The 25,619-nt window shown below is 42.9% G+C and carries 21 protein-coding genes, 1 riboswitch and 1 other annotated feature; of the genes, 7 read left to right on the top strand and 14 right to left on the bottom strand.

The genetic code is table 11. From position 1 onward, the window contains the following. Positions 1-101 precede the first annotated feature (101 nt). The 5 genes from IGJ17_RS06850 to recQ form a co-directional block, all read right to left on the bottom strand. Positions 102-2,441, bottom strand: a complete 2,340-nt coding sequence (locus tag IGJ17_RS06850; RefSeq protein WP_429961174.1) for a WxL domain-containing protein — start codon at positions 2,439-2,441, stop codon at positions 102-104. Positions 2,442-2,486: 45 nt separating this feature from the next. Continuing rightward, positions 2,487-2,852 (bottom strand): hypothetical protein, encoded by a 366-nt coding sequence (locus IGJ17_RS06845; RefSeq protein WP_429961173.1) that lies wholly within the window; start codon positions 2,850-2,852, stop codon positions 2,487-2,489. A 545-nt stretch (positions 2,853-3,397) separates the two neighbouring features. Next, positions 3,398-4,138: a MurR/RpiR family transcriptional regulator gene (locus IGJ17_RS06840; protein WP_005236546.1), complete on the bottom strand. Its 741-nt coding sequence runs from the start codon at positions 4,136-4,138 to the stop codon at positions 3,398-3,400. 57 nt (positions 4,139-4,195) lie between these two features. Continuing rightward, the gene (locus tag IGJ17_RS06835) at positions 4,196-4,615 is read right to left on the bottom strand and encodes a GNAT family N-acetyltransferase (protein ID WP_005236549.1); all 420 of its coding nucleotides are present in this window, start codon (positions 4,613-4,615) and stop codon (positions 4,196-4,198) included. Positions 4,616-4,672: 57 nt separating this feature from the next. Beyond that, positions 4,673-6,439, bottom strand: coding sequence for a DNA helicase RecQ (gene recQ / locus IGJ17_RS06830; RefSeq protein WP_429961172.1), 1,767 nt, complete (start codon positions 6,437-6,439; stop codon positions 4,673-4,675). A gap of 118 nt (positions 6,440-6,557) precedes the next feature. Between recQ and IGJ17_RS06825 the strand changes: the two genes are divergently transcribed. Further along, positions 6,558-7,673 carry an NAD(P)/FAD-dependent oxidoreductase gene (locus IGJ17_RS06825; protein ID WP_429961171.1) on the top strand — a complete coding sequence of 372 codons (1,116 nt, stop codon included), beginning with the start codon at positions 6,558-6,560 and terminating at the stop codon, positions 7,671-7,673. A gap of 93 nt (positions 7,674-7,766) precedes the next feature. Here IGJ17_RS06825 and IGJ17_RS06820 read toward each other — a convergent pair whose 3' ends face one another. Further along, on the bottom strand, positions 7,767-8,777 hold the full coding sequence (locus IGJ17_RS06820; RefSeq protein WP_008381564.1) for a plasmid pRiA4b ORF-3 family protein: 1,011 nt from the start codon (positions 8,775-8,777) through the stop codon (positions 7,767-7,769). A 65-nt stretch (positions 8,778-8,842) separates the two neighbouring features. After that, entirely contained in the window at positions 8,843-10,387 is a 1,545-nt protein-coding gene (locus IGJ17_RS06815) for a metal ABC transporter solute-binding protein, Zn/Mn family (RefSeq protein ID WP_429961170.1), read from the bottom strand. A gap of 323 nt (positions 10,388-10,710) precedes the next feature. After that, positions 10,711-10,810: riboswitch (TPP riboswitch) on the top strand. Positions 10,811-10,904: 94 nt separating this feature from the next. Between IGJ17_RS06815 and IGJ17_RS06810 the strand changes: the two genes are divergently transcribed. From IGJ17_RS06810 to IGJ17_RS06795, 4 genes are read left to right on the top strand one after another with little or no spacing between them, the layout of a single operon-like run. Beyond that, positions 10,905-11,528 carry a YkoF family thiamine/hydroxymethylpyrimidine-binding protein gene (locus IGJ17_RS06810; protein WP_005236559.1) on the top strand — a complete coding sequence of 208 codons (624 nt, stop codon included), beginning with the start codon at positions 10,905-10,907 and terminating at the stop codon, positions 11,526-11,528. Continuing rightward, entirely contained in the window at positions 11,521-12,123 is a 603-nt protein-coding gene (locus IGJ17_RS06805) for an ECF transporter S component (protein WP_005236560.1), read from the top strand. Before IGJ17_RS06810 ends, IGJ17_RS06805 begins: the two co-directional genes overlap by 8 nt. Then, positions 12,120-13,532: an ABC transporter ATP-binding protein gene (locus IGJ17_RS06800; RefSeq protein WP_086372802.1), complete on the top strand. Its 1,413-nt coding sequence runs from the start codon at positions 12,120-12,122 to the stop codon at positions 13,530-13,532. Before IGJ17_RS06805 ends, IGJ17_RS06800 begins: the two co-directional genes overlap by 4 nt. Further along, on the top strand, positions 13,459-14,139 hold the full coding sequence (locus IGJ17_RS06795; protein WP_086372801.1) for an energy-coupling factor transporter transmembrane component T: 681 nt from the start codon (positions 13,459-13,461) through the stop codon (positions 14,137-14,139). The genes IGJ17_RS06800 and IGJ17_RS06795 overlap by 74 nt, the downstream gene beginning before the upstream one ends. Before the next feature lie 62 nt (positions 14,140-14,201). Here the strand turns inward: IGJ17_RS06795 and IGJ17_RS06790 are convergent, their stop codons facing one another. Beyond that, positions 14,202-14,720, bottom strand: a complete 519-nt coding sequence (locus IGJ17_RS06790; protein WP_016613282.1) for a signal peptidase I — start codon at positions 14,718-14,720, stop codon at positions 14,202-14,204. A gap of 178 nt (positions 14,721-14,898) precedes the next feature. On the opposite strand from IGJ17_RS06790, the gene IGJ17_RS06785 reads away from it, so the two are divergent. Both IGJ17_RS06785 and proS read left to right on the top strand, forming a co-directional pair. Further along, complete coding sequence (locus IGJ17_RS06785) at positions 14,899-16,740, top strand: hypothetical protein (RefSeq protein WP_429961169.1); 1,842 nt, start codon at positions 14,899-14,901, stop codon at positions 16,738-16,740. Between the two features lie 96 nt (positions 16,741-16,836). Further along, positions 16,837-17,041, top strand: a binding site (T-box leader). Between the two features lie 41 nt (positions 17,042-17,082). After that, complete coding sequence (proS, locus tag IGJ17_RS06780; RefSeq protein WP_008381577.1) at positions 17,083-18,516, top strand: proline--tRNA ligase; 1,434 nt, start codon at positions 17,083-17,085, stop codon at positions 18,514-18,516. Positions 18,517-18,563: 47 nt separating this feature from the next. Here the strand turns inward: proS and IGJ17_RS06775 are convergent, their stop codons facing one another. The 6 genes from IGJ17_RS06775 to IGJ17_RS06750 all read right to left on the bottom strand — a co-directional run bounded on the left by IGJ17_RS06775 (position 18,564) and on the right by IGJ17_RS06750 (position 25,357). Next, positions 18,564-19,568, bottom strand: a complete 1,005-nt coding sequence (locus IGJ17_RS06775) for a lipoate--protein ligase (RefSeq protein WP_005236575.1) — start codon at positions 19,566-19,568, stop codon at positions 18,564-18,566. A gap of 18 nt (positions 19,569-19,586) precedes the next feature. Then, the gene (locus IGJ17_RS06770; RefSeq protein WP_005236590.1) at positions 19,587-20,327 is read right to left on the bottom strand and encodes an MBL fold metallo-hydrolase; all 741 of its coding nucleotides are present in this window, start codon (positions 20,325-20,327) and stop codon (positions 19,587-19,589) included. Positions 20,328-20,535: 208 nt separating this feature from the next. Continuing rightward, positions 20,536-21,321 carry a DUF975 family protein gene (locus IGJ17_RS06765; RefSeq protein WP_228085134.1) on the bottom strand — a complete coding sequence of 262 codons (786 nt, stop codon included), beginning with the start codon at positions 21,319-21,321 and terminating at the stop codon, positions 20,536-20,538. 9 nt (positions 21,322-21,330) lie between these two features. After that, positions 21,331-22,413 carry a M42 family metallopeptidase gene (locus tag IGJ17_RS06760; RefSeq protein WP_008381585.1) on the bottom strand — a complete coding sequence of 361 codons (1,083 nt, stop codon included), beginning with the start codon at positions 22,411-22,413 and terminating at the stop codon, positions 21,331-21,333. A gap of 135 nt (positions 22,414-22,548) precedes the next feature. Next, positions 22,549-24,603: an FtsX-like permease family protein gene (locus IGJ17_RS06755; protein WP_005236604.1), complete on the bottom strand. Its 2,055-nt coding sequence runs from the start codon at positions 24,601-24,603 to the stop codon at positions 22,549-22,551. Then, entirely contained in the window at positions 24,593-25,357 is a 765-nt protein-coding gene (locus tag IGJ17_RS06750; protein ID WP_429961168.1) for an ABC transporter ATP-binding protein, read from the bottom strand. The genes IGJ17_RS06755 and IGJ17_RS06750 overlap by 11 nt, the downstream gene beginning before the upstream one ends. Positions 25,358-25,619: the final 262 nt, after the last annotated feature.

The raw sequence follows: 25,619 nt of genomic DNA, 5'->3' as shown, positions 1-25,619 counted from the left end.
ATAATGGATAACACCAAATCCCCTGGTACATCCGACATTGTGTCTTCTCCGATGCTAACAAAAAGAAGCTGCAATTCGCTGCAGCTTCTTTTTGTTTATTGTTAAGGAACAAATGAAAGTTCCCAAAGAATGGTTGCTGAATATCTCGTGGCTTGAGGAGTCGCACTAATTGGCACCTCAAGTTTGACACTTTGATCCATTGTTTCTCGATCGCCAAAGCGCTGGACCCAAGTGCCTCTGCCTTGGTTGGCACCTGCTTGTGCGATTATCTCCGCATTTCCAACAGTCAGTGCTGCTTGCTTTTTATGAGTAGGTGGCTCAGACACGTTTTCTCGAGTCGTTACTACATCGATATTGTCTAATAAAATTCTAGCACCAGTCAGTTGATGCCCTTCATCACTTTCAAAAGGCTCTCGTAAGGTTGCACGGAGGGTCCAACCGGAATTTTCCCGCCTCCGATCTGAAACCTGCACATAATTAGGGCGTAGATTATCATTTGGATCAGCCGGCTGAAGCAGTTTCTGCGGCAGGGCATCGTAGGTCGTCGTTTCTGACCGAATGCCAACTGTCCCAAACTGGAATTGGGAAACAAAATCCAAGCTGACAAACCCTTGTTCTGCATCAATCTCAGGCGGATTCTCAGGATTTACTTGCGTATCCGGATCAAGAGGGTCTACTGGTTGCGGAGTACTTTCCAAACCATAAACCAGCCAGTATTCTTGTTCATCTCGGGTGACTCTTGTTTCCAGCGGCTGACCGTCCCGCTCGTAAAGATATTGATAATAAGGAATTGTCAAAGGCAAGATATCAACCGATTCATTTACGAATTCTCCTTGATAGGTTGGTTCCCTCAATGCTACCCCTTCTTCATCTATGTGATTGATCTTGATGTTCGATGGCACGCGATCAAATAAAAAAGTAACATTCTGATGGAAAGGCTGCGGCATAATAGCAAATGTACCTGGGTCAAAGTGTTCTGTGACATACTCAACCCCGTAATAGTCATACCCTAACTGATAGGGTTCATCGCTCTCTCGGTTCTTGGGGTCAAGGGTATGAAGGAAACGTAATGGTAGTTCTAATGTTTCAGTTGGTAGAATATCCTCCCCTGTCTCTCGATCTCGATAATCCACATGGACGGTTCCGGTACCAATGTGATATTCCATCCAATCAAAAGTAAAGGTATGGCGATCACTCCTTGCACCTGTACTTCCAGTAATAAGAAAAGCCATCGCAGAAACATCCTCAGGTTGCCAATCACTAATATCTCTACGCCATGTCCGATTGTCATAATCGACTTGAAACCATCTCCCATCTTCATCCGGCTGATATTGAATAAGTACATCCAAATCATGTCCCAAGCGATTTCCAGCTCTTTGCGGTAATGCATCATTGCCCGTGTAGGTCGCCATCGTTCGCGGACCTGTATGATAGATGAATCCAGCGAATGGCGCACCGCCAACAGATATTGGATCTCTAATCACCTCAAATCGATTCGTGAATTCATCAAAAATACTAGGTGAATTATTATAATTATTGTCCAATTTAAACCCAAAGCCATCGATCAAACCGCCAATACCAAACGCATTTCCTGGATACCCGACTTCATCTGTAGCCGAATTGTGAAAGCCAAAAGCAATGCCATCGGCTCCGTCTAATCTCGTTCCGATATTTGCTTTGCCTTTTAGCGTAAATGGACGATCCAAACTGAGCCTTTCTTTTAAAGTAACATTACCAACGTGATTTGATAGATTGGGCGTTAACAGCACTTCTCCTGTTTGCTCGTTATAAGTAGCATCGATAGGGTGTCCTTGCAAATCAAAATGATCTAAGAAATCTGCTCGCTCAATTCGAATTTTAGCTGTAGGATCACTTCTATCATCTACTTCTGCCTCTATTCCTACTTCATCCGCAGCCTCATCTGCTTGATCTGCTTCCGCAGAGTCATTCTCTTCTTCCGTCGAATCAGTGTCTTCGGCATCCGTATGATCTAAGATCAGCAGGCGCTGCGTAGCAGTCTCGGCAACGATGATCTCATATTCTCCGATCGTATCCACAAGAATCGGTAAGACAAAAGTCGTTTGTGGGGTCTCGCTGTTCAGCTGCCACACACCTTCGTGGTCTGTTGCTACCACCGTCAGTTCATCGTTCAAAGCTTCCTGATCAATGATTATTTCCTGAGGCAACGCGATGTCCACCGTTTCGAGGGCAACTTCTGAGTAGAAAATAAAATCTATTACGTGCTCGACCTCGCCTTGGATCAGTTCCTCCGCAAAGGAGATTTCTCCACTCACTTCATCGTCGGCCTTCTCCTCGTGTTCTTCCTCTGGTGTCCACGAAAAAATCGTCTCGGCATTCATGATTGTTAATGTTGTAATCAGTGGGAGTAAGGCAAGTAGAACCAGCAACCACTTATTTTTTTTGCGAAAAAATGAGTTCATCGCATTCACTCCTAAATGTCATTTCTCTTATTTTCCCCATGGGATCTAGCCCCACTTAGGGAATGTTGATTTCCCTTTTTTGATAAGTTGTTTTACTACGTATATGTTAAGTGCGGTGATCAGCAAGAGACTTCCAAGAATCACCCAATCCAACCGTTGAATGAAGTTTGTCTGGGGCAGCTGCCCGCCGGGTTTACCCGTGTCTTGCGGTGGACGCGGAACAGGACCGGTTGGTGGAGATGGTTCTGGTTGATCCAAAGGCTCATAAATCCCGGTAAACCCCACTGTCCCCTCCGTTTCCGTTGAACGTCTCTCCTCGCCAAAACTCGTTCTTGTAAATCCGAAAGCGAACAATAAGACCAAACATACTTTCAAAGCACTTCCTCTAATAGATGCACCGTTGATATCCATTCTCCCTCCTCCTTGTGAGTTGTTCATTTCGAAAACGATCGTTTTTGAGACGTGTTATTTTATTAAAGCCAATCTCTTTACAAAAGCCTAAATAGTACTGTTTATATGGAATTCATTCTATCTTGATCCTAGTCGTACTTGATATCTCAAAAACCATGGTTTTCAAACATGTCATACTAATTATATCGATGTTCTACTTAGAATAAAATTCACGATATTCCTCGATCGATGAATATCCTGCATGAAGTTAAAAAAAACATACGTTTCATTCATATGTTATTGTTGCAACTATTTTAGAAACTTGCCATCTCCCTTTTATACAACAAAAAGCTCAATGATCATAGATTACGTTATTCCTTTAATCCTCGACACCTTGAATCGACGCTTCATGTCAGGCGTCCCTCTCATTTTCTATCAACAAGACTGAACCGTAATTAGCTTGCTAAAATGCAAAAAAACAAACAGGTCCAAAAGTCATCAAAAGAAAAGTCTCTTGATCCATTAAACCTGTTTGTTTTTTTCATTTATTTAAGGAAAAATGTAGCTTATTCCCCTGCGGACAAAGAAAACTGACGAACCGTCTCCGACAACGCTTCGACTAAGAAAAGGCAAGGAATTTGCGTCGTCAAATCTTCATACTTGTTGATGCGTTTCACATCAACTGAATAGTCTAAGACATAATCGGACATTCGCCCCAGTGTGCTGTTGGCGTCACTGGTGATTGCTACAGTGGTGAAGTCAGGATTATTACGAAAGCCATTGACCACTTCAATGATCTCGGTGGTCGTTCCGGTGATTGAAAGGACCACGATCATATTGTCTGACGTATGCTTCAGCTTCGCAAAGATTGGATAGGTATTATCCACCAAAGCATAACTGTTAAATCCGATCGTGGCAAAACGGCGGGCAGCATATTCACACATTGAACCTGACGCACCGATGCCATAAAAAATAATATTCTCACATTCCAGCATTCGTTCAGCGATTCGCCGGATTTTTCCTTCGATGTCTCGCGGGAAGCGTTCCGGATCCAAAACGGTCATACTGCTAAAAAAACTGACAGCATCTAACTCAGGTGCTTTGAACTGGGTACGAAATTCTGTAAAGCTCTCATACCCTAATTTACGGATAAAGCGCATAACAGAAGAAGCTGAGGTGTGGGATTCAAGCGCGATCTCACGGACCCGCATATAGGGAATCTTATCACTTTGGCTCGACATATAATGATAAATCGCACGATCGGTCTCTGATAACTCATTGAAATCGATTTTTCCAAAAAAAGACATAGTAAACGCTCCTATTTTCTCATTCTCCTATCAATGTACCACAAGCTAGCAAAAACATCACAACTGTTTGATAAGAAATAATTCCATCGGCTGTTCAAATCCAGGACTTGTCAAAAGTAACCCACCGGCATCTTGGTAACCAAGGTTGCGATAGAAATGCTGTGCCTGCTCGTCGACTTGCGTGGAAGTCAAACAAAGAGCATGGCCGGCTGCTTTTTGCTGTTGTTCCCAATAAGTAACCAACCGTTTTCCAAGTCCCTTGCCTTGATGCGCCTCTGCGATCACTAACATGGTACAAAAAGGAATCGTGTCCCAGAAAAAATTGTAGCGCAGTAACCCTACTGGCTGTTCGTCTGCAACTATCACATAAGCAGTTTTTTCCATTATCTTTTTGGCGAAGACTTCCTTTGGTAAGTGAGTATCCAAAGAAAACCAAAACGCTTGATCTGCAGCTATTGCCGGTCGAATCGTAATCACTGATTTTTCGTCCCTTCCTGCTGTTTTTTTGTCTTATCGTAGAGAAAATGGTCTATTTTAGTCACTTTCCGTCTTTTCGTATTCAGAAAGCAATGCTAAAAAGGCATCGCCATACTTATCCAATTTGTTTTGGCCAACCCCTTTGATCTGTAAAAAATCGATCGGCGTTTTTGGCTGAACTTCCGCCAATTCTCGCAGTGTTTTATCAGAAAAAACGACATATGGCGGCAAATTTTGTTCTTGTGCGAGATTCAATCGTAAGGTGCGCAGTTGATCGAACAGTTCATCATCAACCACTAACTGTTTGACTTTGGTTTGTTTTCTATAAACTTTTGCTTTTCCAAGCAACACATCAATCCCCGCATTGGTCACACTTAACAAAGGGTATTGCCCTTCTGACGGCAAAAGATACCCTGATGCTGTTAAATAATCGATCAGCTGATTGACTTCCTTTTGAGACCAATCTTTCATTAATCCATAAGTTGGTAACTTTTCAAAGCCCCACTGTTTGACTTTTTGGTCGCCAGAGCCCGTTAGCACTTTCCCCACCAAGGCTTTCCCGAAGCGTTCGCCCATTCGTTTCACACATGACAACACTTTTTGTGTATCCACTGTGATATCCACTTGTTCTCTTTCATCAAGGCAATTGCTGCAACGACCGCAATCGGGGCCATCTTCTCCAAAATAACGCAAAATATAGCGCTGTAAGCACAGTTGGGTATGTCCGTATTGGCTCATCTCCCGCAATTTCAAGTATTCGTTTTGGCGATAAAGAATATCTGATTCGGATTGATCGATAAAGAATTGCTGAATCTGCATGTCTTGTGGAGCATAAAGTAAGATCGCATCACTGGGTTCGCCGTCTCGCCCGGCACGCCCGGCTTCCTGATAATAAGACTCCAGATTTCCAGGTATCTGGGCATGGATCACGAAACGGACATTGCTTTTGTTGATTCCCATCCCGAATGCATTGGTCGCTACCATCACTTGCAGGCGGTCATAAAGAAATTCTTCTTGGAAAAATGAGCGCTCTTCTTCTGAAAGTCCGCCATGGTAATACCCGACGGACACGCGTTCATGTTTCAACAGGTGATAGATCCGTTCCACTTCCTTGCGGGTACTGGCGTAAATGATACCTGATTGTCCTTGGTTCATTTTCAAATACGTTGTGATGTAGGTATCTTTTTGATCCTTGACGACTTGAAAAGCCAAATTTTCCCGAGCAAACCCGGTTTTGACTTGATTTTCTGCCGGAATTGAAAGTAAGTTTTCGATGTCTTCGGCAACTTTGGGTGTAGCTGTCGCGGTAAGGGCAACGATCGATGGCTTCTGCTCCCAGTTTTCGATCGTTTCGGCGAGTCGCAGATAGCTCGGGCGAAAATCATGTCCCCATTGGGAAATACAGTGGGCTTCATCAACGGCCAATAAAGCGATCGGCATCTGCCGCAATGAGTAGCGGAAAGATTCTGAGTCTAAGCGTTCTGGCGAAACATACAGCAGTTTGATTCGCCCTTGGCGTGCTTCTTGCAAGCGTTGATTGATCTGTGCTCCTGTCAAGGAAGAATTGATATACGCTGCTGGGATCCCCATATCAACGAGGCTATCTACTTGGTCTTTCATTAATGAAATCAAAGGGGAGATGACCAAGGTCACTCCATCCAGCAAGAGCGCTGGCAATTGATAACAAATGGATTTCCCTCCACCTGTGGGCATGATTCCCAAAACATTTTGTTGTGTTAAAATAGATTGAATAATCGTTTCTTGACCTTCACGAAACTGTGAATAGCCAAAATGTTCTTTTAAGACTGTTTGAATAGTTTGCATAATACCCTCTTTTCCATTTCCTTATTATACGCAATTAAGTACGCAAAGAAAACGGCATTAAGAGAACTTTCGCTTTTTATTCGCTTTTCAATGAAAACAAACAAAGGAGTCTTCTACTATGAAAAAAGTTATGATTATCGGCGGTGGGATCATCGGTTTGACCCTCGCCAATTATCTTGATAAAACCAAATTTGACGTGACTGTCATTGATTCCCTCATCGGTCAAGCAACATCTGCCAGCGCTGGTATCATTTCCCCTTGGCTATCCAAACGCCGCAATAAAAAATGGTACCAGTTAGCACAAGACGGAGCCGCTTTCTTCCCGAAATTGGTACGGGATTTTGCTTTAGATGAATCCATCTATGCCCCATGTGGCACTTTGGTAGTGCGACCCGAAAAGGCGCTTCAAGAACTGGCAGAATTAGCTGAAAATCGACGTAAGGCGGCACCAGGAATCGGCGAAATCGACTTACTGACGGGCTCACAAACCAAAGAGGTATTGCCATTACTAAAAGAAATGCCCTCTTTACGAATCACAGGCGGTGGCCGCTTAGATGGTCAGGCTTATCTTGCCCACTTAAAAGCAAACGCTCAGCAGCAGCAAGTGACTTTTATTGAAGAAAAAGCTGAGATCGTCAGAACCGACAACCATTGGCAAATCAAAACCAAGGATCACTTTCTTGAAACCGAGATTCTTTGCCTGACAGCTGGACCGGGATTGCTAGACTTGTTATCACCTTTAGGGTATCAGGTTGATATCCGTCCGCAAAAAGGCCAGTTGCTCTCTTTTGCCACCAACCTGCCGACAAACAGTTGGCCGGTCGCCATGTTAGAAGGCGAAGGCGACTTGATTCCCTTCTCTAATGGTCAAATTTTATTAGGCGCTACTCATGAAAATGATGCTGGTTGGGATTTGACACCTACTGAAGCAGCCCAACAGCAATTGATGACAGGAATCGGTGCTTTCCTTGAAGACCCCGAAGCACTCTTTGCTGCCCCAATGACTATGCGAGTCGGCACACGCGCTTACACCTCTGATTTTGCGCCTTTCTTTGGGGAAGTGCCTGATGAAACGAATTTGTTCGCCGCCAGCGGGCTAGGTTCTTCCGGTTTAACGACGGGACCTTACACCGGTTATCTTCTAGCAAATCGGATCAATGAGGTACATGCGCAACCAACAGACTTCTCGTGCTACACCAAACCGATGACAGAGTATATCAAGAAGCGCCTTTGATAGGAAACCATTAAAAAACCACCAGAACCGTTACGGTCTGGTGGTTGTGCTGTTTGATTCTTGTAAAATTACGGACAATTTCCGAACTACTAGTTAAACATATTCTCCTGTTTCCCAATAATCGAGTAAAACTTCATTGATGATCTCACGATCCAGTGGTTCACGGATATCATCATCAAAGGCATCTTCGATCGGGACATCGCCCACAGCTTTGATACAAACCGGGACGACCGGATTCGGATGATCCTCTGCTGTCAACACTTTTTCAATCTTGATCTTATGTGTCCAATCTGCCCCCATATCATAAATATAGGTCATGGACTTACAATACTGAAAATCTTGGTCAATAGCGGACGCATCCGTTGGAACGGAATTGCCTAAGCCGATCGATTTCGAGCCGGCAATAAACAAATACAAATGTTGATTCATCCACTCAAAGGCAATCTGGATCAAAATATGTAGCTGTTCATAGGTCAGCCCTGCAGGAATAATCAAACGACGCCAAATTGGCGGACGGTATCCTTCTAAATCAATACGGACCTGATAGGCGACCGGCGTATCTGCTGCGTCATCAAAGGCCGTATGCTTTGTTGGAAATGGGACGATTTTTGGCGAGATTGCAGCAATCCGTGGGTCATCAACGGGCAATAGATCATGTTCTTCGGGATCGGTGTCTTTAATCATTGCTAACATCGCTTCTTTCTTTTCAGCTGACCAAAACTGTGGTTTGGACATCCGAGCGAAAAAGATAGGTTGTTTTTCAGCCAATACAAAGGCAATTTCTAGGTATTGCGATTTGGTAATATGCTTTTCTTTATACATGCAGTAATAAAAGTCTTCAATGGCTGTTTTGGCAAACGGAAGAAAATTTAGACTGTACGGTACTTCTTGAGGCAGCATTTCAGTATATACCCATTCAACAAAGACTTTGTCTTTTAGTTTGGTCATGCCGCCATCTGTTTCCGCGCAAAAGATCAAGTAAAAAACAGGATCTAAGTAATGCTCAAGATCGTCGTCACTAACCACACTGGGTCCGCCATACAAATCAACGTGATCCATCATCCGGTCAATCACTTTCGCTAATTTCTTCAATGTTTTTTCCAAAAAAATCTCGCTCCTTCCTATCAAGTTTACTTTGACGAAAAGAGCGAAGATTGTCAATCTTTTTTTTAATGGGAGAGCATTTCCTGTGCAATTTCTAATCCGCTCATCCCCGTTGGGTAATAGGTCGGCCAATGCTCCATTTCCTCTAGTAACGCTTCATGACTCTCGTTGCCAAAGTAGATATGGAAATGATGTGAAGCACCTGGTGCGATCATATGGTCGCTAAATTGGATATATTTGAACGCCGCATCTTCATCGGTGCTTTCAAATAAGAAGCGTACGCCACGATTACCAGCTGAGTAGTTCAAAACCTCTTTGCCAGTATACACATACTTAGCTTCTTTCTCTGTACCATCATCAAAAATAAATGTCATTGTATTGTCTGTGATCTTGATCTGAGCAACATCCGTTTGATACCCTGTCGTATAATACTCTTTGTATTCGTCAGCTGTCATTTTCTTGTCCATTTTTGCTTTATAATCAAACACTTGATCCAATGTTCCGTCTTGTAAAAATGGGTAAACGGATTGCCAGTCTCCTGCCCAGTCAGATAAAGGACGGTCTTGTACATCGGCATCCTCAAAGTAGCCGTTATAAACTGTTTTTTCTTTTTCGGCTTCAGCCATTTCTTTGTCATTTGCTACATCGGTGGTTTTTCTCAAGGCATCGCGGTTTTGCTCCATAATTGAAATGTAGTCTTCCCCGTTATCCATCTGCTCTTGGGTCAAGCCTTCTAATGGATTCAAAACAGCCAGTTCGACTCCTGCTTCTGACGCTAACGTCCGGGCAATGCTGTCTTTGGCATTTTCTTCAAAATAGATCGTCTGAATGCCTGTTTCTTGAACGAACTCTTTTAGTTCTGCGATCCGTGAAGCGGAAGGCTCTTCACTTGGTGAAAGACCGGAGATCGGAACTTGGGTCAATCCGTATTCTAAAGCTAAATAACCAAAAGCGGCGTGCTGCGTTACAAAATGATTTTGCGCCGGATTGCTAAATGCTTCTTCATACGATTCATGAAGATCTTGTAACTGTGCTAAATAATTTGCAGCATTTTCAGCAAAGGCTGTCGCTTTCGCTGGATAAGCCTCACTCAGCTGGTCACGGATAGCCTCTACTTGTTTCATGGCTAAGCTTGGGGCTAACCAGACATGGGGATCTAATTCATGAGAATGACCATCATCGCCGTGGTCATGATCGTGATCGTGGTCGTGGTCATCGTCACCGGGTAACAGGACCATTCCTTCTGTGGCTTTAACCACTGTCACATCCCCGTCATTTAACGTGGCTTCAATCGAAGGAACCCACATTTCCATGTTCTCATTGTTGTAGACGAAAACATCCGCATCTTGGATCTTTGCCATATCTTTTGCAGAAGGTTCATAATCGTGGGAATCAGTGCCCGCGGGCATCAATAATTCAACCTCCCCTTCATCCCCTACAACTTGACGAGTAAAATCATACATCGGATAAAACGTAGCCTTGACCTGGATTTGTTCATTATCAGAAGCAGCGTTGCCTGATTGTTCAGTTGCATCAGAGCCTCCTTGTCCACAGGCCGCCAAAGCTAGGGCTACTGTTGATAACATCGTTATTTTAAAAAACTTCTTCATTTTCAAAATACACTCCTTTTTATTTTTCCATATTTCCTTTTCCTCGGCAAAACACTGATAAATCAATTACGATTTACAAAAACAAAACGTAACGTTTACGTTTTACCATCGGTTTTCTACTTTACACAACTATTTACTCCTTGTCAACAGCTTTTCAAGATGTTTTTTTATATGTAAAAACTTTCATATGTACCACTGCTGATATCATTATTAACTTACTGAATGGATCGGTTGATTCGGCAACAATTGGCAAATGACGAAAATCGCTATCTATTGTCCTTTGTCGCCTCCTGTGCTACACTCGGGGGGTAATTGAATAGAAGATTATCCACTAGGGGCGCTTTATGCTGAGATAGACGTATGTCTGGTCCCTTAGAACCTGATTTGGTTAGTACCAACGTAGGGAAGTGGCAGCGCATGATTTTTCGCGTTCCCATTTTTTCTGTCTACGTGTGGATAGAAAAAGGAGGAACGCTTTTTTTGTAGACAGAAAAACCATCGAGAGGAGAAGAGAAAAATGACAAATGAACCAATCGCCTGTGCGGCAGATGGGATCGATATCACGGGGTGCCGAGTTAGCTTGTACCCAATGAAAGACCATTTCGCGCAACAAATTTTAACAAGTATCGAAAAAACGAATACGAGCGCTGTTTGGCAGCAGACCGATCTGTTCAGTACCCTTTTTCGAGGGGAAGCGCCTAGTGTCATAGACGCAGCAGAGGCGCTATTTATCAACGCCTACGAATCAAAGACACACCTCGTGGGTGAGTTTACTTTTTCCAAAGGCTGTCCCGGAGACACTGCGGGTGACACATTCTTGAATGGCGAACAGGCGCAACCCAATAAAGGAAAGAACCTTGCGAATGGTGACTTTTTGGTTGATTGCAAATATTCGTTTTACGTATTTGGCGAAAATCATTATATGGAAGAAATCGCCACGATCGTCCAACTGGCAGAGACTCATGGCTTGAGCCCTCGTTCCGCTCACTATGTGACGATGCTGACCGGATCAGCAAGCCAACTCTTTGCGTATTTTGAAGCCGCATTAGCTTATGCCCATGACCATCTCCCCCACTATGTTCTGGAAGCGACTGTTTCGGTCAATAGCCCTTCAAAAAAGGAGGCGATGCCACATGACTAAGTGGGCTTTGAAAGATGTCATCATGGTAGGAATTGCTTCGTTGATTTTTGGCGTGATCTATCTTGGGGCTGTCCATTTCGGATTGTTGTTAGGTACGCTTCTAACGCCCTTTGGTTTATCTGTCTTAGCCAATGAGTTTATCTTTGGTGTTTGGTTCATGGCGGCAGCTTTTGCCGGATATGTGCTACGTAAGCCGGGAGCAGCTACGATCACTGAAATGATTGCGGCTCTTTTAGAAGTGTTTATGGGAAATTTTTATGGACCTATCATTTTTATTAGCGGTTTTGTACAGGGGATCGGAACAGAAGCCGGCTTTGCATTAGGCCGCTACCGACGATACGGGTGGTTCCCTTTAGTTACTGGAGCCGTGGGCGCCACGATCACGAGTTTTCTTTGGGGAATCATTCGGTCAAATTTCATTAACCTACAATGGCAGTTGCTGTTGGCGATCTTTCTTATTCGCTTGCTTTCTTCGTTATTCTTTTCAGCCTTTTTAGTGAAGATCGTCTGTGACCACCTGACACGGATGGGGGTTCTCAACAGTTACCCCATTGCTGAAGATCAAACGGTCATCGTCAAACGGAAAACCGCATGAGCCTGTCGGTAAAAAACGGCAGTTTTTTGGTGGATCAAAAGCGACTTAAATTGACTCTGTCTTTGGCCCCTGGTGAAACAAAAGGGATTTATGGTGCTTCAGGAACAGGAAAAAGCACCCTTTTCCATCTCTTAGCGGGACTAAATGAGAAGGGGTTTGATGGAGGGACGTATACGATTGACGGCCAAACGATGAACCAGCTTTCCATCCGGGAAAGAAGCACGTCCGTCAGCTTATTGTTTCAAAATCCTGATATGCAATTTTGCATGGCAACACCTCGCGAAGAGTTGCTTTTCTGTTTAGAGAATCAATGTATTCCCCAAAAAGACATGCCAAACAAAGTGGCTGAAGCTTTGGCATTTTGCGAGATTACCCACCTTGCTGATCAACCTTTCACGACCTTGTCTGGTGGTGAAAAACAGCTAGCCGCATTGGCTTGTTGTCTGATATTAAAAAGTCGTTACTTGCTTTTGGACGAACCCTTTGCCAATTTGGATTCGGACACAAGTCAAAAAGTCATACGAAAGCTGCAGCAAATCCAACACAAAAATGCTCTTGGTATTTTATTGATCGATCATCAAATCAAAGAGACCGCTAACTGGGTCGATGAGTGGCTGCTGATTGAAGAGGAATTCAGAACGATCAATCAAGCAGCGCTCCGCCAACTTGATCAGCACCTACGCAAGTCGCTGCCGCTTGTGAACATTAAATCGACTTCTAACGAAAAACGGCTTTCATTTCAAAATTTCCGATTACCCATCCGAAACCATGAAATTGTTTTCCCAGATCTTGCCTTTGATAAGGGCTCACTGATTGGAATCACTGGACGTAGCGGCAGCGGCAAGTCTTCGTTTTTAAAAGCTATTTTACAGCAGCAGGCCTATAAGGGGGATATTCTTTTGGCAGGTAAACCAATCAAGAAGTATCCGTCACCTTTTCGCTCCATCAGTTGGATCATGCAAAATCCGCAAGACCAATTTTTGGCAGCTACCGTTGCGCAAGAGCTTAGCCAAGGAAGCGCCCCGACCGAGAGCGAAAAACTACTCGAAAAATTGCGTCTGCAAAACAAGAGTGCCCAGTCGCCTTTTCTACTGAGTCAAGGACAGCAACGACGCTTGGCTGTTGCCTCCTTACTGCAGCGCCCGGTCGACCTACTGCTAGTAGACGAGCCGACATATGGTCAAGATGTCACACAAGCTTGGCAGATCATGGAGCTATTAGCTGCTAAAGCAACCACTGGCACGTTAGTTTTGATCGTTAGTCACGATGTTTTATTGTTGCAACAGTTTTGCTCGCAAATCATTGATTTCAATTGCTATCAAAAGGAGGTCGCAGATGCGTACACTCAATCCCACAGTCAAGTTATTCGCCATTTTAGGACTCGCCTTAGTGGTTTCTTTTCAAAATAATTTCAGATTGAATTTATTGCTCTCTGTCCTATTCTTCGTTATTACTGTAAAAGAGCGCTCCTTGAAAAAAAGTCTTTTGCTCTTTTCTGCATTGACATTGGCAGCTGTAGGGGTCTTTTTCACTGGTCTCCTTTACTATCAAGACCATCAAGGCGATCCCTCCTCAACGACAGCTATTCACTATGGGCTTGACATGGCGAGCCGTATCTACTGCTTCGGTATTCTGGGCAGTTCCTTCAGTGTGACGACCACGATCAATGAATTGATTTATTCGCTGCAGCAACAGCTGCATCTACCTGCCGTTTTTGCGTACGGTCTGCTCGCTGCGTTTCAAATTGCTCCGATCATTCCAGCAGAGTATCAAAACATCCGCAATAGCATGCGTTCCAGAGGAATCTCAGTCAATTCGTTTTCTTTCAAAATGTTGATTCCTTTACTCGTCAAATCCATTCGCTGGTCCGAACTTTTGGCGACGGCAATGCTTTCAAGAGGTTTCGACGGTGAAGGAAAGCGAACTTATGCCAAGACATTTCGAATCACTTTTATGGATACGCTGTTTTTATCCTTATGTTTGATGGTGGGACTTGGCGGAACACTCATCCTATAAAGGGGAAAGAGACAAAAAGACAAAGAAACGTAAGGGTTTCTTTGTCTTTTTTCATTGATTTATTAAGAAGTGATCGTCTTTTTTACTGAGCCAGATTTGATTTGGTAAAACGTAACAAACATCGTCGTTGCTAATATATACAAGGCGAAAAGAAGATACATGTTTTTAAACAGCTGGATCGTCGTTTGGTTCAACCAGGCCCCTACTTTGGGAATATAAAATATCGGCTGGCCAATCAATTGACTTTTTTGAATTTCGTTTGGTTCCATCTGATTTTGATTGTCGCCAATGGTATAGAGCACCGATTGATTTTCCCCAACCGCAACGATTCGCCGCGTCCGCATCTGTCTACCTTGATCAACATAATACGTTACTTCGTTGCCAACCACTAAATTATCTTCAGAAGCTTTTTTTACAAAAAGGAGTGTCCCTTCAGAATATGTCGGTTCCATTGCATCACTAGCAACAATAGCCATTGTGAAACCAAACGCATGTGGGATCACCACAATTAGTACAGACAGCAGCATGAACATCAGTACAAAAAGTGAGAGCATGATACTTTGTTTTGGAAAAAGCTTCATTTTCTATTCTCCTTCTAAACCTCAGTTTCTTTTATGATTCTATAACATAACTCTATTTTTTTCAAATATTTAAAAACGTTTCATTGAATTTTTATACGAAGATTACTCGATTATTATTTGACTTTATTTAATTATTTATATTATGCTAAAGGCGATTAAAAAACAGAGGAGAAAAAGTATGCCTTTTTTAAATAACAAGTTTTTTTTAAAGCGTTGGATTCCCTTCATCCTTCTGGTCCTATTTTTACTGGGAAGTATTGTCTTTTTTCTCGTTCTTTTTTTATTCCCAACTTCTGATATCCATGCAGTGGAGAAAAAGGAAGACTGGATTTTCTATGCTGAGGACAATCCCGAATCTACTTTTATTAGTCGTTATGTGAAACATTTACCTAGTGTAAAAGCGAATGATCGTTTTGTGATGAAGCGAAAAATGACCAACGATTATAAATACCCTACAATGTTACTAATTGGCGATCATCAACACATGACTGTCTATCTCGATGACCAAGAAATTTACACCAACGATGAGCCCAATGATCCACTGACTCTCAATCATCCAGGCAAAACATTGTCTTTTATCACCTTGCCTGAGGATTATGTTGGTAAAACCTTGAAAATATACGTGACTAGTCCTTTTGACACCTATTCTGGCTTCCCAGCAGAAGTCTTTTTTGGCCCTGCAAATGCACTGATCGGCTATGTCTTCAGTCTGTCAATTTTAAATATTTACATTCTTTTATTTACTGGTTTTATTTGTATCATCAATTTATTTTATGTCTTAGTTTCTTTTATCAATCAACGAAGGCTGAAAACATCTTCTCTCTTATTCAGCGGCTTTGCCTTAACAGCAGGCTTGGAAGCGGGCTTCAGCGATATGCTTGGTGGACTACTGTTTCCCCCAATCGTCAACTCTGTAATGTTAAATATTCTTTCTATTATTACACCAATGTTTTTGATCGGCTTTTACTGCACGAATATGCATTTTATTCGCAAGTACTACCAGAAATGGTTATACTTCCACTATTCATTCGGTCTGTTAGCGATACTTTTCGCACTTTTCCAAGCACAAAGTTTGCCCGTCATCATGAATTATATGTTCTTGTTGAATATTACCAGTACCTTCGTTACTTCTTTTGCAGCAATCTATGAAGCATTGAAAAAAAATCCTTTTTATGTCATTTGTGCGCCTTGGATCGTGATTGCGGCTATTGGTCATTGTTTCTTGTATATTCAGGATATTTTAGTTTTGCCACAATCTGATATCAATTGGCGTTCGATCATCTTTTTCTTATTAATTATCATTTTTACTTGCTACGGCTTCCTTGAACTCTTTTTTGCCAGCGAGGGTAAAAATAAGCAGATCGATACAGCAGACATCAAAGTGCGTTTATATGAGAACCAACAAGCGATCAGCCCTGAACAAACGTTAAAATGGCAGCAAGTTTTACGGACCATCAAACAAAGAACCCATACGGTCAAGGATATGTTAGAAGATCAGCAGTTGGCAGCGGCCTATGAAGGCCTTAGTGAGATTGAAGAACAGATCAAGCAGCAGTTAACGAGTCCTTCCGTTGAAAAAGAATCACTCACGACGATGCTGCTTGCTAATTATAAACACACAGCTGCTCAAAAAAGGATCACCTTTGCCTGTGATGGCATCATAGAACCACCGGAACAATTGGCGGAAAATGATCGTCTATCCTTGATCGCTCATTGCCTAGAGTACGCCATCCGATACACTTGTGCGGTCACTGATCCTCAAAAGCGAAGACTCGCGTTGAGGGTGAATGACACGAACGGCCAGTTGCATATCGACTGCCAAATGCCGCTTCTCTCAAATGAAGAAGCAGAAAAACTACAGAACAATGAAACCAAACGACAGGCGATGCAGGCTGACATGCAAATGCTAGAACAACTTTGTTTAGCCTACCAAGGAAGTATCCGGATTGAAGAAACTGACGGGCTTCACCTCTTGCATTTGACACTTAGGGCGAAAATAGATCCGCTGTCTTTCGACTGACCGTCTTGCTACATTAGTTTTAAAGGAGCGATTTTAAGAAAAAGCGAAAAAACTCTTGCTTTTTTCGCTTTTTCGCTTTAGCATGATAAAGAACAGCAACAAGCATTGGAATAGTAGTTTTATGATGGTCTTAGAGAGTCGATGGCAGCTGAAAAATCGACACCCACTGATAAAATGAACCTACCCAATGGCAATGACCGCAAAACGGTCGGTGGAAAGGCCTTATCCTTTACGAGTTGGATTATCCCGATAGATAATCAACAAAGGTGGTACCGCGAAATCCAAGCATTTCGTCCTTTTTTAGGACGAGATGCTTTTTTATTTTTTTAAGGAGGAAAAAGAATGACACAAAAAAATGATTTTACAGAATGGTATATCCAAACGATCCAAAAAGCCGAATTGATGGCTTACTCCCCAGTGAAAGGCTCCATTATTTTCCGTCCTGACGGCTTCGAACTTTGGGAGCATATCCAAGAAGAGTTCAATCGATTCTTGAAAAAAGAGGGCATTCGCAATGCGTACTTCCCAATGCTGATTCCGCAAAATTTCTTTATGAAAGAAGCCGATCATATTGAAGGTTTTGCGCCTGAATTGCCATGGGTCACAGAAGTCGGCAATGAAAAATTGGAAGAACCTTTGGCCTTGCGTCCAACCTCAGAAACCATGATTGGCTCTGCCTTTTCTGATTGGATCAACTCCTATCGTGACCTACCTTACGAAATCAATCAATGGGCAAACGTCTTTCGTTGGGAAAAGAAAACATTGCCTTTCTTGCGTACCTCAGAGTTTTTATGGCAAGAAGGTCATACCGCTCATGAAAACGAAGAAGATGCACGTCAACGCACCATGAAAATCTTGGATGAATATGCCCGCCTTTGCGAAGAATTCCTAGCGATCCCTGTTTATCGCGGACAAAAAACCCCTTCTGAGCGTTTTGCTGGAGCAGTTGATACTTATTCGATCGAAGCGATGATGAAAGACGGCAAAGCAGTCCAAGCAGGAACCAGCCACTACATGGGGACAAAATTTGCTGAAGCATTTGATATTACGTATTTAACGAAAGAAAACAAGCATGTCCATGCCCACACAACCTCTTGGGGTGTCTCTACCCGCTTGTTGGGGGCCTTGATCATGACCCATGGCGATGAAAATGGGTTAGTTTTCCCACCAACCATTGCACCAACCCAAGTTGTGTTGTTACCAGTCGGTCCATGGAAAAAGAATCCAGCCATCTTAGAAAAATTAGAAGAACTGTATGCCAACTTTAAAGCCAAGGGCATTCGTGTTCGATTGGATGATTCTGATAACTCACCTGGCTATAAGTTCAATGAATGGGAACTAAAAGGCGCTTGCTTGCGAATCGAATGTGGCCCAAGAGATTTAGAAGCTGGCAAAGTGATGGTCAAAGTCCGCGACTTGACTGACAAGCAAACAGTCGCTCTTGAGGACTTGGAAGCCTTCGTTGATCAAGAACTGCAAGCAATGACCCCACGCTTATTGGCAGCTGCGAAGGAACGTAACAAAGATAATGAGTACACCAACATCGATACATTGGATGAACTAAAAGCCCATATCGAAACGTGCAAACAAGAAGACAAAGTGACTGGCTTTGTTTTGATCGGTTGGGACGGCTCGGAAGAAACGGAAGCGAAAATCAAAGAAGAAACCGGCTTTACTACCCGAAACATTCCGTTTGAAGCACCAATGGAAAAAACAGTCGATATCGTCAGTGGCAAACCTGCCAAGCATACCGTTTGGATCGCCCGCGCATACTAATAGAAAAAACGAAGCAGCCAGATTGAAAAGGCTGCTTCGTTTTTTGATTAATAAATCAATGAAAGAAAATCTTCAGGCGTGATGTTGCCAAAATATTTTTTGACATCAATGTTGGCGATGACTTGTGCCAAATCTTCCTTGGCATAACGAGTACCGATCAGGGCTTGTTCGACATCTGCAATGTCCCCTAGTCCGAAAAAGTCGCCAAAGATTTTGGCATCCGTGATTTTTCCTTCTGCCACATTCAAACGAACTTCGATGGAGCCGATTGGGAAGCGATGACGGCGTTCAATATCAAAAGCTGGAGATTTACCGTAATTCCAATCCCAGTTGCGATAATACTTATCGGAAATCTCATTGATCTTGACCCAATCCTCTTCAGTCAGTTCATAGGTTTTGACTTCTTCCACGGAATCGACACCAAAAATCTTCAATAAGATTTCTTGACGGAACTCTTCAGTCGTCATGTCTTGCTTCTCTTTTGGCAAGAATGGTTTGATGTTGGTCACTCTTGAGCGGATCGATTTGATGCCTTTTGATTCGATTTTGTCTTTGCGGACTTTCAAGGCGTTGACCACTTCATTGATGTCACTGTCAAACATGATCGTCCCATGAGCAAACATCCGGCCATTCGTTGCGTACATCGCATTCCCAGAAAACTTCATGTCATTGATCACAAGGTCGTTGCGCCCTTTTAGTTGCGCCCCTTCAACACCCATCTCATGCAAGGCTTGGACGATTGGTTTGGTCAGTTTTTCAAAATCTCTGAAAGAATTGCCATCGTCAGGCATAATAAAGCTGAAATTCAAGTTTCCGAAATCATGATAGACTGCACCGCCGCCGCTGAAACGACGAACGACATGAATCCCATGTTCATCCACATATTCCTTATTGATCTCTTCGATCGTATTTTGATTGCGTCCAATGATAATCGATGGTTCATTAATGTAAAAAAGTAAGATTGGTTCATCCACTTTCATTTCTTGAAGAAGAAAAATCTCGATGGCTAAATTGATGCGTGGGTCGTTCAGTTCATTCGGTACAAAAAGCATACTATTCGTTCCTCCTAATTAGATGATTTCTACTATTTTTTGAACAGCCGCCAACTCAACAGGGATTCCATTGGCAGCTAGCGCAGCCTCTTCTCGTAACTGTTCTAAGTCACCGTGTTGCGGCAAATGCGTCAACATTAATTTTTTCACCTGCGCTGCATGGGCGATCTCCCCTGCTTCTTTTGAAGTAAAATGAGCCTTGTGCCGCTCATTTCCTGCAAAAAGATAAGTATCTGCCAAGAATAAGTCAGCCCCTTCAGCAAACGGAACGAAAGATTCTAAATAGCCAGAGTCTCCAGTAAAAACAAAGACCTTGCCCGTACTTTTCTCAACAAATCGCATGGCATAGCAAGTGACTGGATGAATCGTTTTCATAAAGGTAATGGTGAACGGGCCCAATTCCAACGACTCAGACTGAAGGTAATCAAATCCTTGGGTCACTCCCGGCATCGTCAGACTTTCAAAATGAACCCTGTCCTCCCCATGACCGTAGATCGGCAAAACCTGCCGTTCTTCGTTTTCGGGATATAATTGCCAATAGTATTGTAATACCCCCAGATCCGCAATATGATCGTGATGGTAATGTGTCAAAATCACTGCATCTAAGTCTAAGGGATCAAGGATCTTTTCTAATTGGACCAAGGTGGTACTTCCCGCATCAAGCAGCAAATGAAAGCCATCTGACTCTACTAAATAGCCAGTAGTCCCTTCACCATTATACGGATAGGCACCTAAACAACCTAAGACAGTTATTTTCACATGTGTTTCCTCCTCTTTGGCTCCAGCTGATTTTCTACTTCTTTTATGCTATCACATCTCAGCTGATTTGACTAAAATCTGACCATTTTTTTTTGCGAAAAAGGATCAAGAAAATGAGAAAAAAACGACGTCTATTGATGAATCCCTTGAATGAGTGTTCTACTCTATCCTTAAGGAACCATTCCAATGGTACGTCGTCTTTTTTTACTTATCTGATCAGCGCTCGTTGTTCATTGATCAATTCTTCATAGAATGCTGCGTTGACCGCATACGCATAGGCGTTTGCCCACAACATCCCAATCATAAGCGCCAAGAAACCCAGAATAAACCAGCCAATCAATGATAATTGCAGCCAAATGTATTGGCCCAGATGCGGTCGCAAGAGAGCGAAAGCTGCTTTAATTGATTGAAGGACTCCTAATTCAGGCTGATCATAGCGCAGATAGATTGCTAATTGGATCACACCGGTAACAACTTGCGACAAAAAGAAGAACAAGATGATGGAGAGAATCGTCCCAACCACAAAAGCGATCGAACCGTTAAACATCGATACATCAATAGAAATTCCCCGATTAAAATTGAATACCAAGCCCAAATATTGATTAAGGCCTGATAAGACAAATTGCGGTAAGAAAATCGCAAAACTCAAAAGATAATTTAAAAGCGCGCTCACTAAGTTTAATAACAAAAACGGTACATACAGACGCTTATCAAAGACGAGAAAAATATCCGCCACCTGGATTCCTCTGCCACGAACCAGATAGAGTGCCATAATACTCAATGCTACCGAAAACGCAAAGAAGACAAAATTGTCCAAGATCAGATCGATCCAGCTCTCTGCATTGTTTGCACCAAAAGAAGTCCCAATACTACTAAAAAGCGAGCTGACCACCGCTTGTACGGCAACCGTCGCTAAAATACTTAAGACGAACGTTCCCCAGAATCCGCGCAAGGAGTTTTTAGCCGTCTCACGAATCATTGTGTTTGATCTCATAAGCTCACCTTAATAACTGCGCAATGCTTTAACGGTTTTATCGTCTAAGCGGCGAACCACTTCCGTTACAAGCTTGACTGTATTGAAGTAGTCATCCTCATGAATGACAGAAGTATGAGAATGCAGGTAACGAACGGGCACGGTAATAGCGATCGAAGGGACCCCATCACGAGTCAAATGCATTTGACCAGCATCGGTTCCTCCACCAGTGATCACGGTATATTGGAAAGGAATTTCCATCTCTTCGGCGACATCGATCACAAAATTCAATAATTTCTTGTGAGGAATCATGGAAGCATCGAAAATCAAGACTTGTGGGCCTTTCCCTAACACAGAATCCGCTTCTTTTGGCGTCATTCCAGGTGTGTCCCCAGCAGTACCAGTATCTAGGGCGATAGCGATATCAGGATTCACTAAATGAGTGCTTGTTCGCGCACCTCTTAGGCCAACTTCTTCCATCACGTCACTGCCGGCAAACAAGCAGTTTGGATGTCCTTCTGCTGCCAAGGTTTCTAATACCCGCAGTGATACCGCCGTACCGATTCGATTGTCCCAAGCTTTTGCTAGCAAAAATTTGCTGTCGTTCATCCGTTTGTATTGGATATAAGGGGTGATCATGTCTCCAGGACGGATGCCCCAGCCTTTGGCTTCCTCTTCGCTTGACGCGCCAATATCGATGAACATATCTTTGATATCGTAAGGTTTGTTTCGAGTCTCTGGACTCAACACATGGGGTGGTTTTGAGCCGACGACACCGTGGATCACTTTGCCTTCATTGGTTTTGATCTCCACTTGCTGTGCCAGCATCACTTGCCCCCACCAGCCCCCAAGGGTTTGAAATTCAATAAAGCCTTTTTCTGTGATTTTTGTTACCATAAAGCCGACTTCATCCATATGTCCCGAAATAAAAATTTTCGGACCGCCGCCATCACCAACATGTTTGGCAATGACACTTCCTAAACCATCAAAAAAGATATCTTCAGCAAAGTCTTTGGCATATTCTTTAAAGACTTCACGCACTTCCTCCTCATTCCCAGGAACCCCACGTGCAGTCGTTAGGTCTATTAAAAGCTGTTCTTCTTTTTTCTCCATCTTGCTTCCTCCTTTGTCTCATTGATTATGATTATACCATTCTCTTAATCTGGTGCCAGAGGGAAATACAAAAAGATTGGTTAAACGAAAAAAAACGATCCTAGTTTCCTAGAATCGTTTTATCGTATAAATAGATCAAGTTTCAATAATCCGCAGACACAGCTTGACGGTAATCAAATAGGCAAACAGATAGACGACTGCTGCCACTGCTGCAAACAAATGAGCAACCCAATACCCGGGACTATCGATGATCTGTGTGAAAGTATTGATGGCAAATACCGCATGCAAAATCGCCAATAAGGTGCCAGGCATAAAAATCCAAATGTTTTGCCAGTACACCAACTTGCGCACTTCATTACGGGTGTAGCCTAATTTTGTCAATAGTCGGTAATTGTACTTTTCCCGCTCCGTGTTAGAAAATTGCCGAACGATCAAACTACTAGACGTGGTGATCAAAACGATCACCCCAACAAATAGCGATACGAACAAAATGATTCCTGCTTGTCGTCGCACCCCGCGCATTGTTGTAAAGCGATTGGCTAACGTTAGCCGATATGCGGTCGTCTGACCACTATCACTACTTGAATCCCGAGCGGTCTCTGGATAAAAGCGTACGTTTTTTTGGTCGTCGCTAAATTCATAGGTCAATGGATGCGCCCACTCGATTGGCAGCTCTTCATCCAACAACTGTGTCAGCGCGTCTGTTTGCACCTTTTCGGTCTGTAAATAAGCAATGGTATAGGTGAATCCTTTGATTTGTTGGTACGCCTCATCTTGAATGACAAGGACATTGGGTAAAGAATAGCGTAAAGCACTATCACCAAAATAATCTTGTTCGGCTTGAATGAGTTTAAAATTATGCTGACTGCCGACTTTGACTTCATCGCGATATGTGATAAATGAGCGAGTTACGTCGTATTGACTGTCAAAAAGTACAGCTTGCTTATCAGTACTCAGTCGAATCTCAGGAGCACCCGGAACCAGTTTTCGCAGACGCTGATAATCCGAAAGTGCCACCAGATTCACCATCATATTTTCGACACTTTCATCTTGCAACTCTCCTAGGTAGCGTGTCTGCACCGTCATATTGGTCATTTTGTAGGGAATTGCTTGTTCCGCTGTAATTGGCACATCCGACTTTTCTAAAAGGGTACGCAAGGCCCCTGCCTGCTCTCCTGACACCTGAAAGGAAGTTGGATAGATACGGTTCGTTGCTTGGTAATTCAAAGAGATGACCCCCATTGTTCCCCCGATCAATGAAATCGCGATTGCAGTGATAATCGTCAAAAGGGCGTAGCTTTTCCACGTCCTTTGCAAGTAAGCACGCACGTTATTGTAAGCAATCAACTTCGCCCCTTTGATAAGGCGTTTTTTTGGTTTACTCAAAAAATACAACAGTGCTGGCAAGGAACAATCAAAAAAGAGATAGGTTGCCGTTATACAGCAAAATAGAATCAGTAAAGGGATCCATAGAATCGCTGAAAAATCTTGCGTATACGTGATATAGTTGGTCCATGTTTCCCTTAGGGTCAATGACAGATAATACCCTACCCCAAGTAAAATCAGACCTAGGACCCCCATCAATGTACGAAACGGAGTCATTTTCATTTTTTTGATCGGTAAGCGGTATTCAGTCTTGATCAGCTCACTCATTGGGGTACGCCATACAAAAAGGATCACTTGAATACTCAAAATAATCATCGCCGCGATAAAGACAAAAACCGTTGAAAAAATCGATTGGGGTGAATTAAAGAAATGACTCGTTAAATTCAAGCCCATCGCTCGAATCAAAATCATAGAAAAAAATTTCGAAAAAATAATCCCCATAAAGATGCCGGTCACTAAAGAGAAAAAGTTCAATAGAAACGTTTCCCGCAGCAACAGCCAAGCCAGACGACCTTGCCGCAGCCCCAAAAGCTGGTAAACACTGATTTCTTTTTGCCGCTGACTAAGAAAAAAATGATTGGCACTCAGCATAAAAAACAAGACGACAAAGGCAACCACACTGCTGCCGAATCCTAAAACCCCTTCAATGCGTATATCTTGCTGGACCCGTTGATTCAGCAGACGATCATTCATCAAGGCGTTAAAGGAATAGAAAATCATCACGGCGGTCATCATACAAATAAAGTACACCATATAGTTGCGAAACTGCCGTAAAAAACTCCGCCAGCCGATTTTAAACAACATGGCGCGGACCGCCTCCAATCGTTGCCTGCATATCGATGATTTTTTCAAAAAATTCCTGACGCCCGCCTTTTTTGACGACTTCTGCAAAGAAGACACCGTCTCGGATGAATAAAATTCGGTTGCAGTAGCTGGCGGTGAAAGGATCATGGGTGACCATCAAGATCGTTGTTTTCTCTTGTTGATTGATTTGTGCTAAATACCGTAATAATTCTGTCGCCGCTTTTGAATCAAGGGCGCCAGTGGGTTCATCAGCAAAAAGGACCGCCGGACGACTGATGATTGCTCGAGCAGCAGCGACCCGCTGTTTTTGCCCTACAGACAATTCTTCTGGGTAGCGATCTAACAAGTGCTCGATCCCTAACAAATTGGCCGTCTCCTCGATACGTACTTGGGTTTCCTTCACGGGCAAGCGATCAATCGCTAAAGGCAGCAAAATATTGTCTCTGGCTGTCAATGTCTCTAAAAGATTAAAATCTTGAAAGATGAAGCCAATCTGCTGACGGCGAAAATCGCTGAGGGCTTTTTCCGACATTCGGGTAATGTCTTTGCCATCGATATAGATCGAGCCTAAGCTAGGTCGCATGATTGAAGACAAAAGATTCATCAAGGTCGTTTTCCCAGCACCGCTTGGCCCCATGACCCCAACAAATTCTCCTTGATCCACTGCAAAAGAAAGGTTATCTAATACTTTGGTTTGATTGAAACGGGTGCCGTAACTTTTTGTCAGATGCTTCACATCGATCATATTTTTCACACAGAACCCTCCTTTAAAAAAATTCTCTCCTTATGGTAGCATACTTTATCATTGAATACTTCTGCTTCAAAACAGAGAAAAAATAAATTTAAAAAAGTTTTTATTCATTATGTGAAACATGGAACAACCAAATCCTTAATCTTATCAAGTTTTCTCGGAAATACCCAAATGAATATACACCATATATTGTGTATATCCAAAACACAAACCCTTTACGACTACTATATATAGTTGCTCATTTCTACAATTTGTTTTATTATAT

It is taken from the genome of Enterococcus sp. DIV1096b (assembly GCF_050498765.1).
Classification (GTDB): Bacteria; Bacillota; Bacilli; order Lactobacillales; family Enterococcaceae; genus Enterococcus_D; species Enterococcus_D entomosocium.
This window is presented reverse-complemented; position numbering and strand designations above follow the sequence as displayed.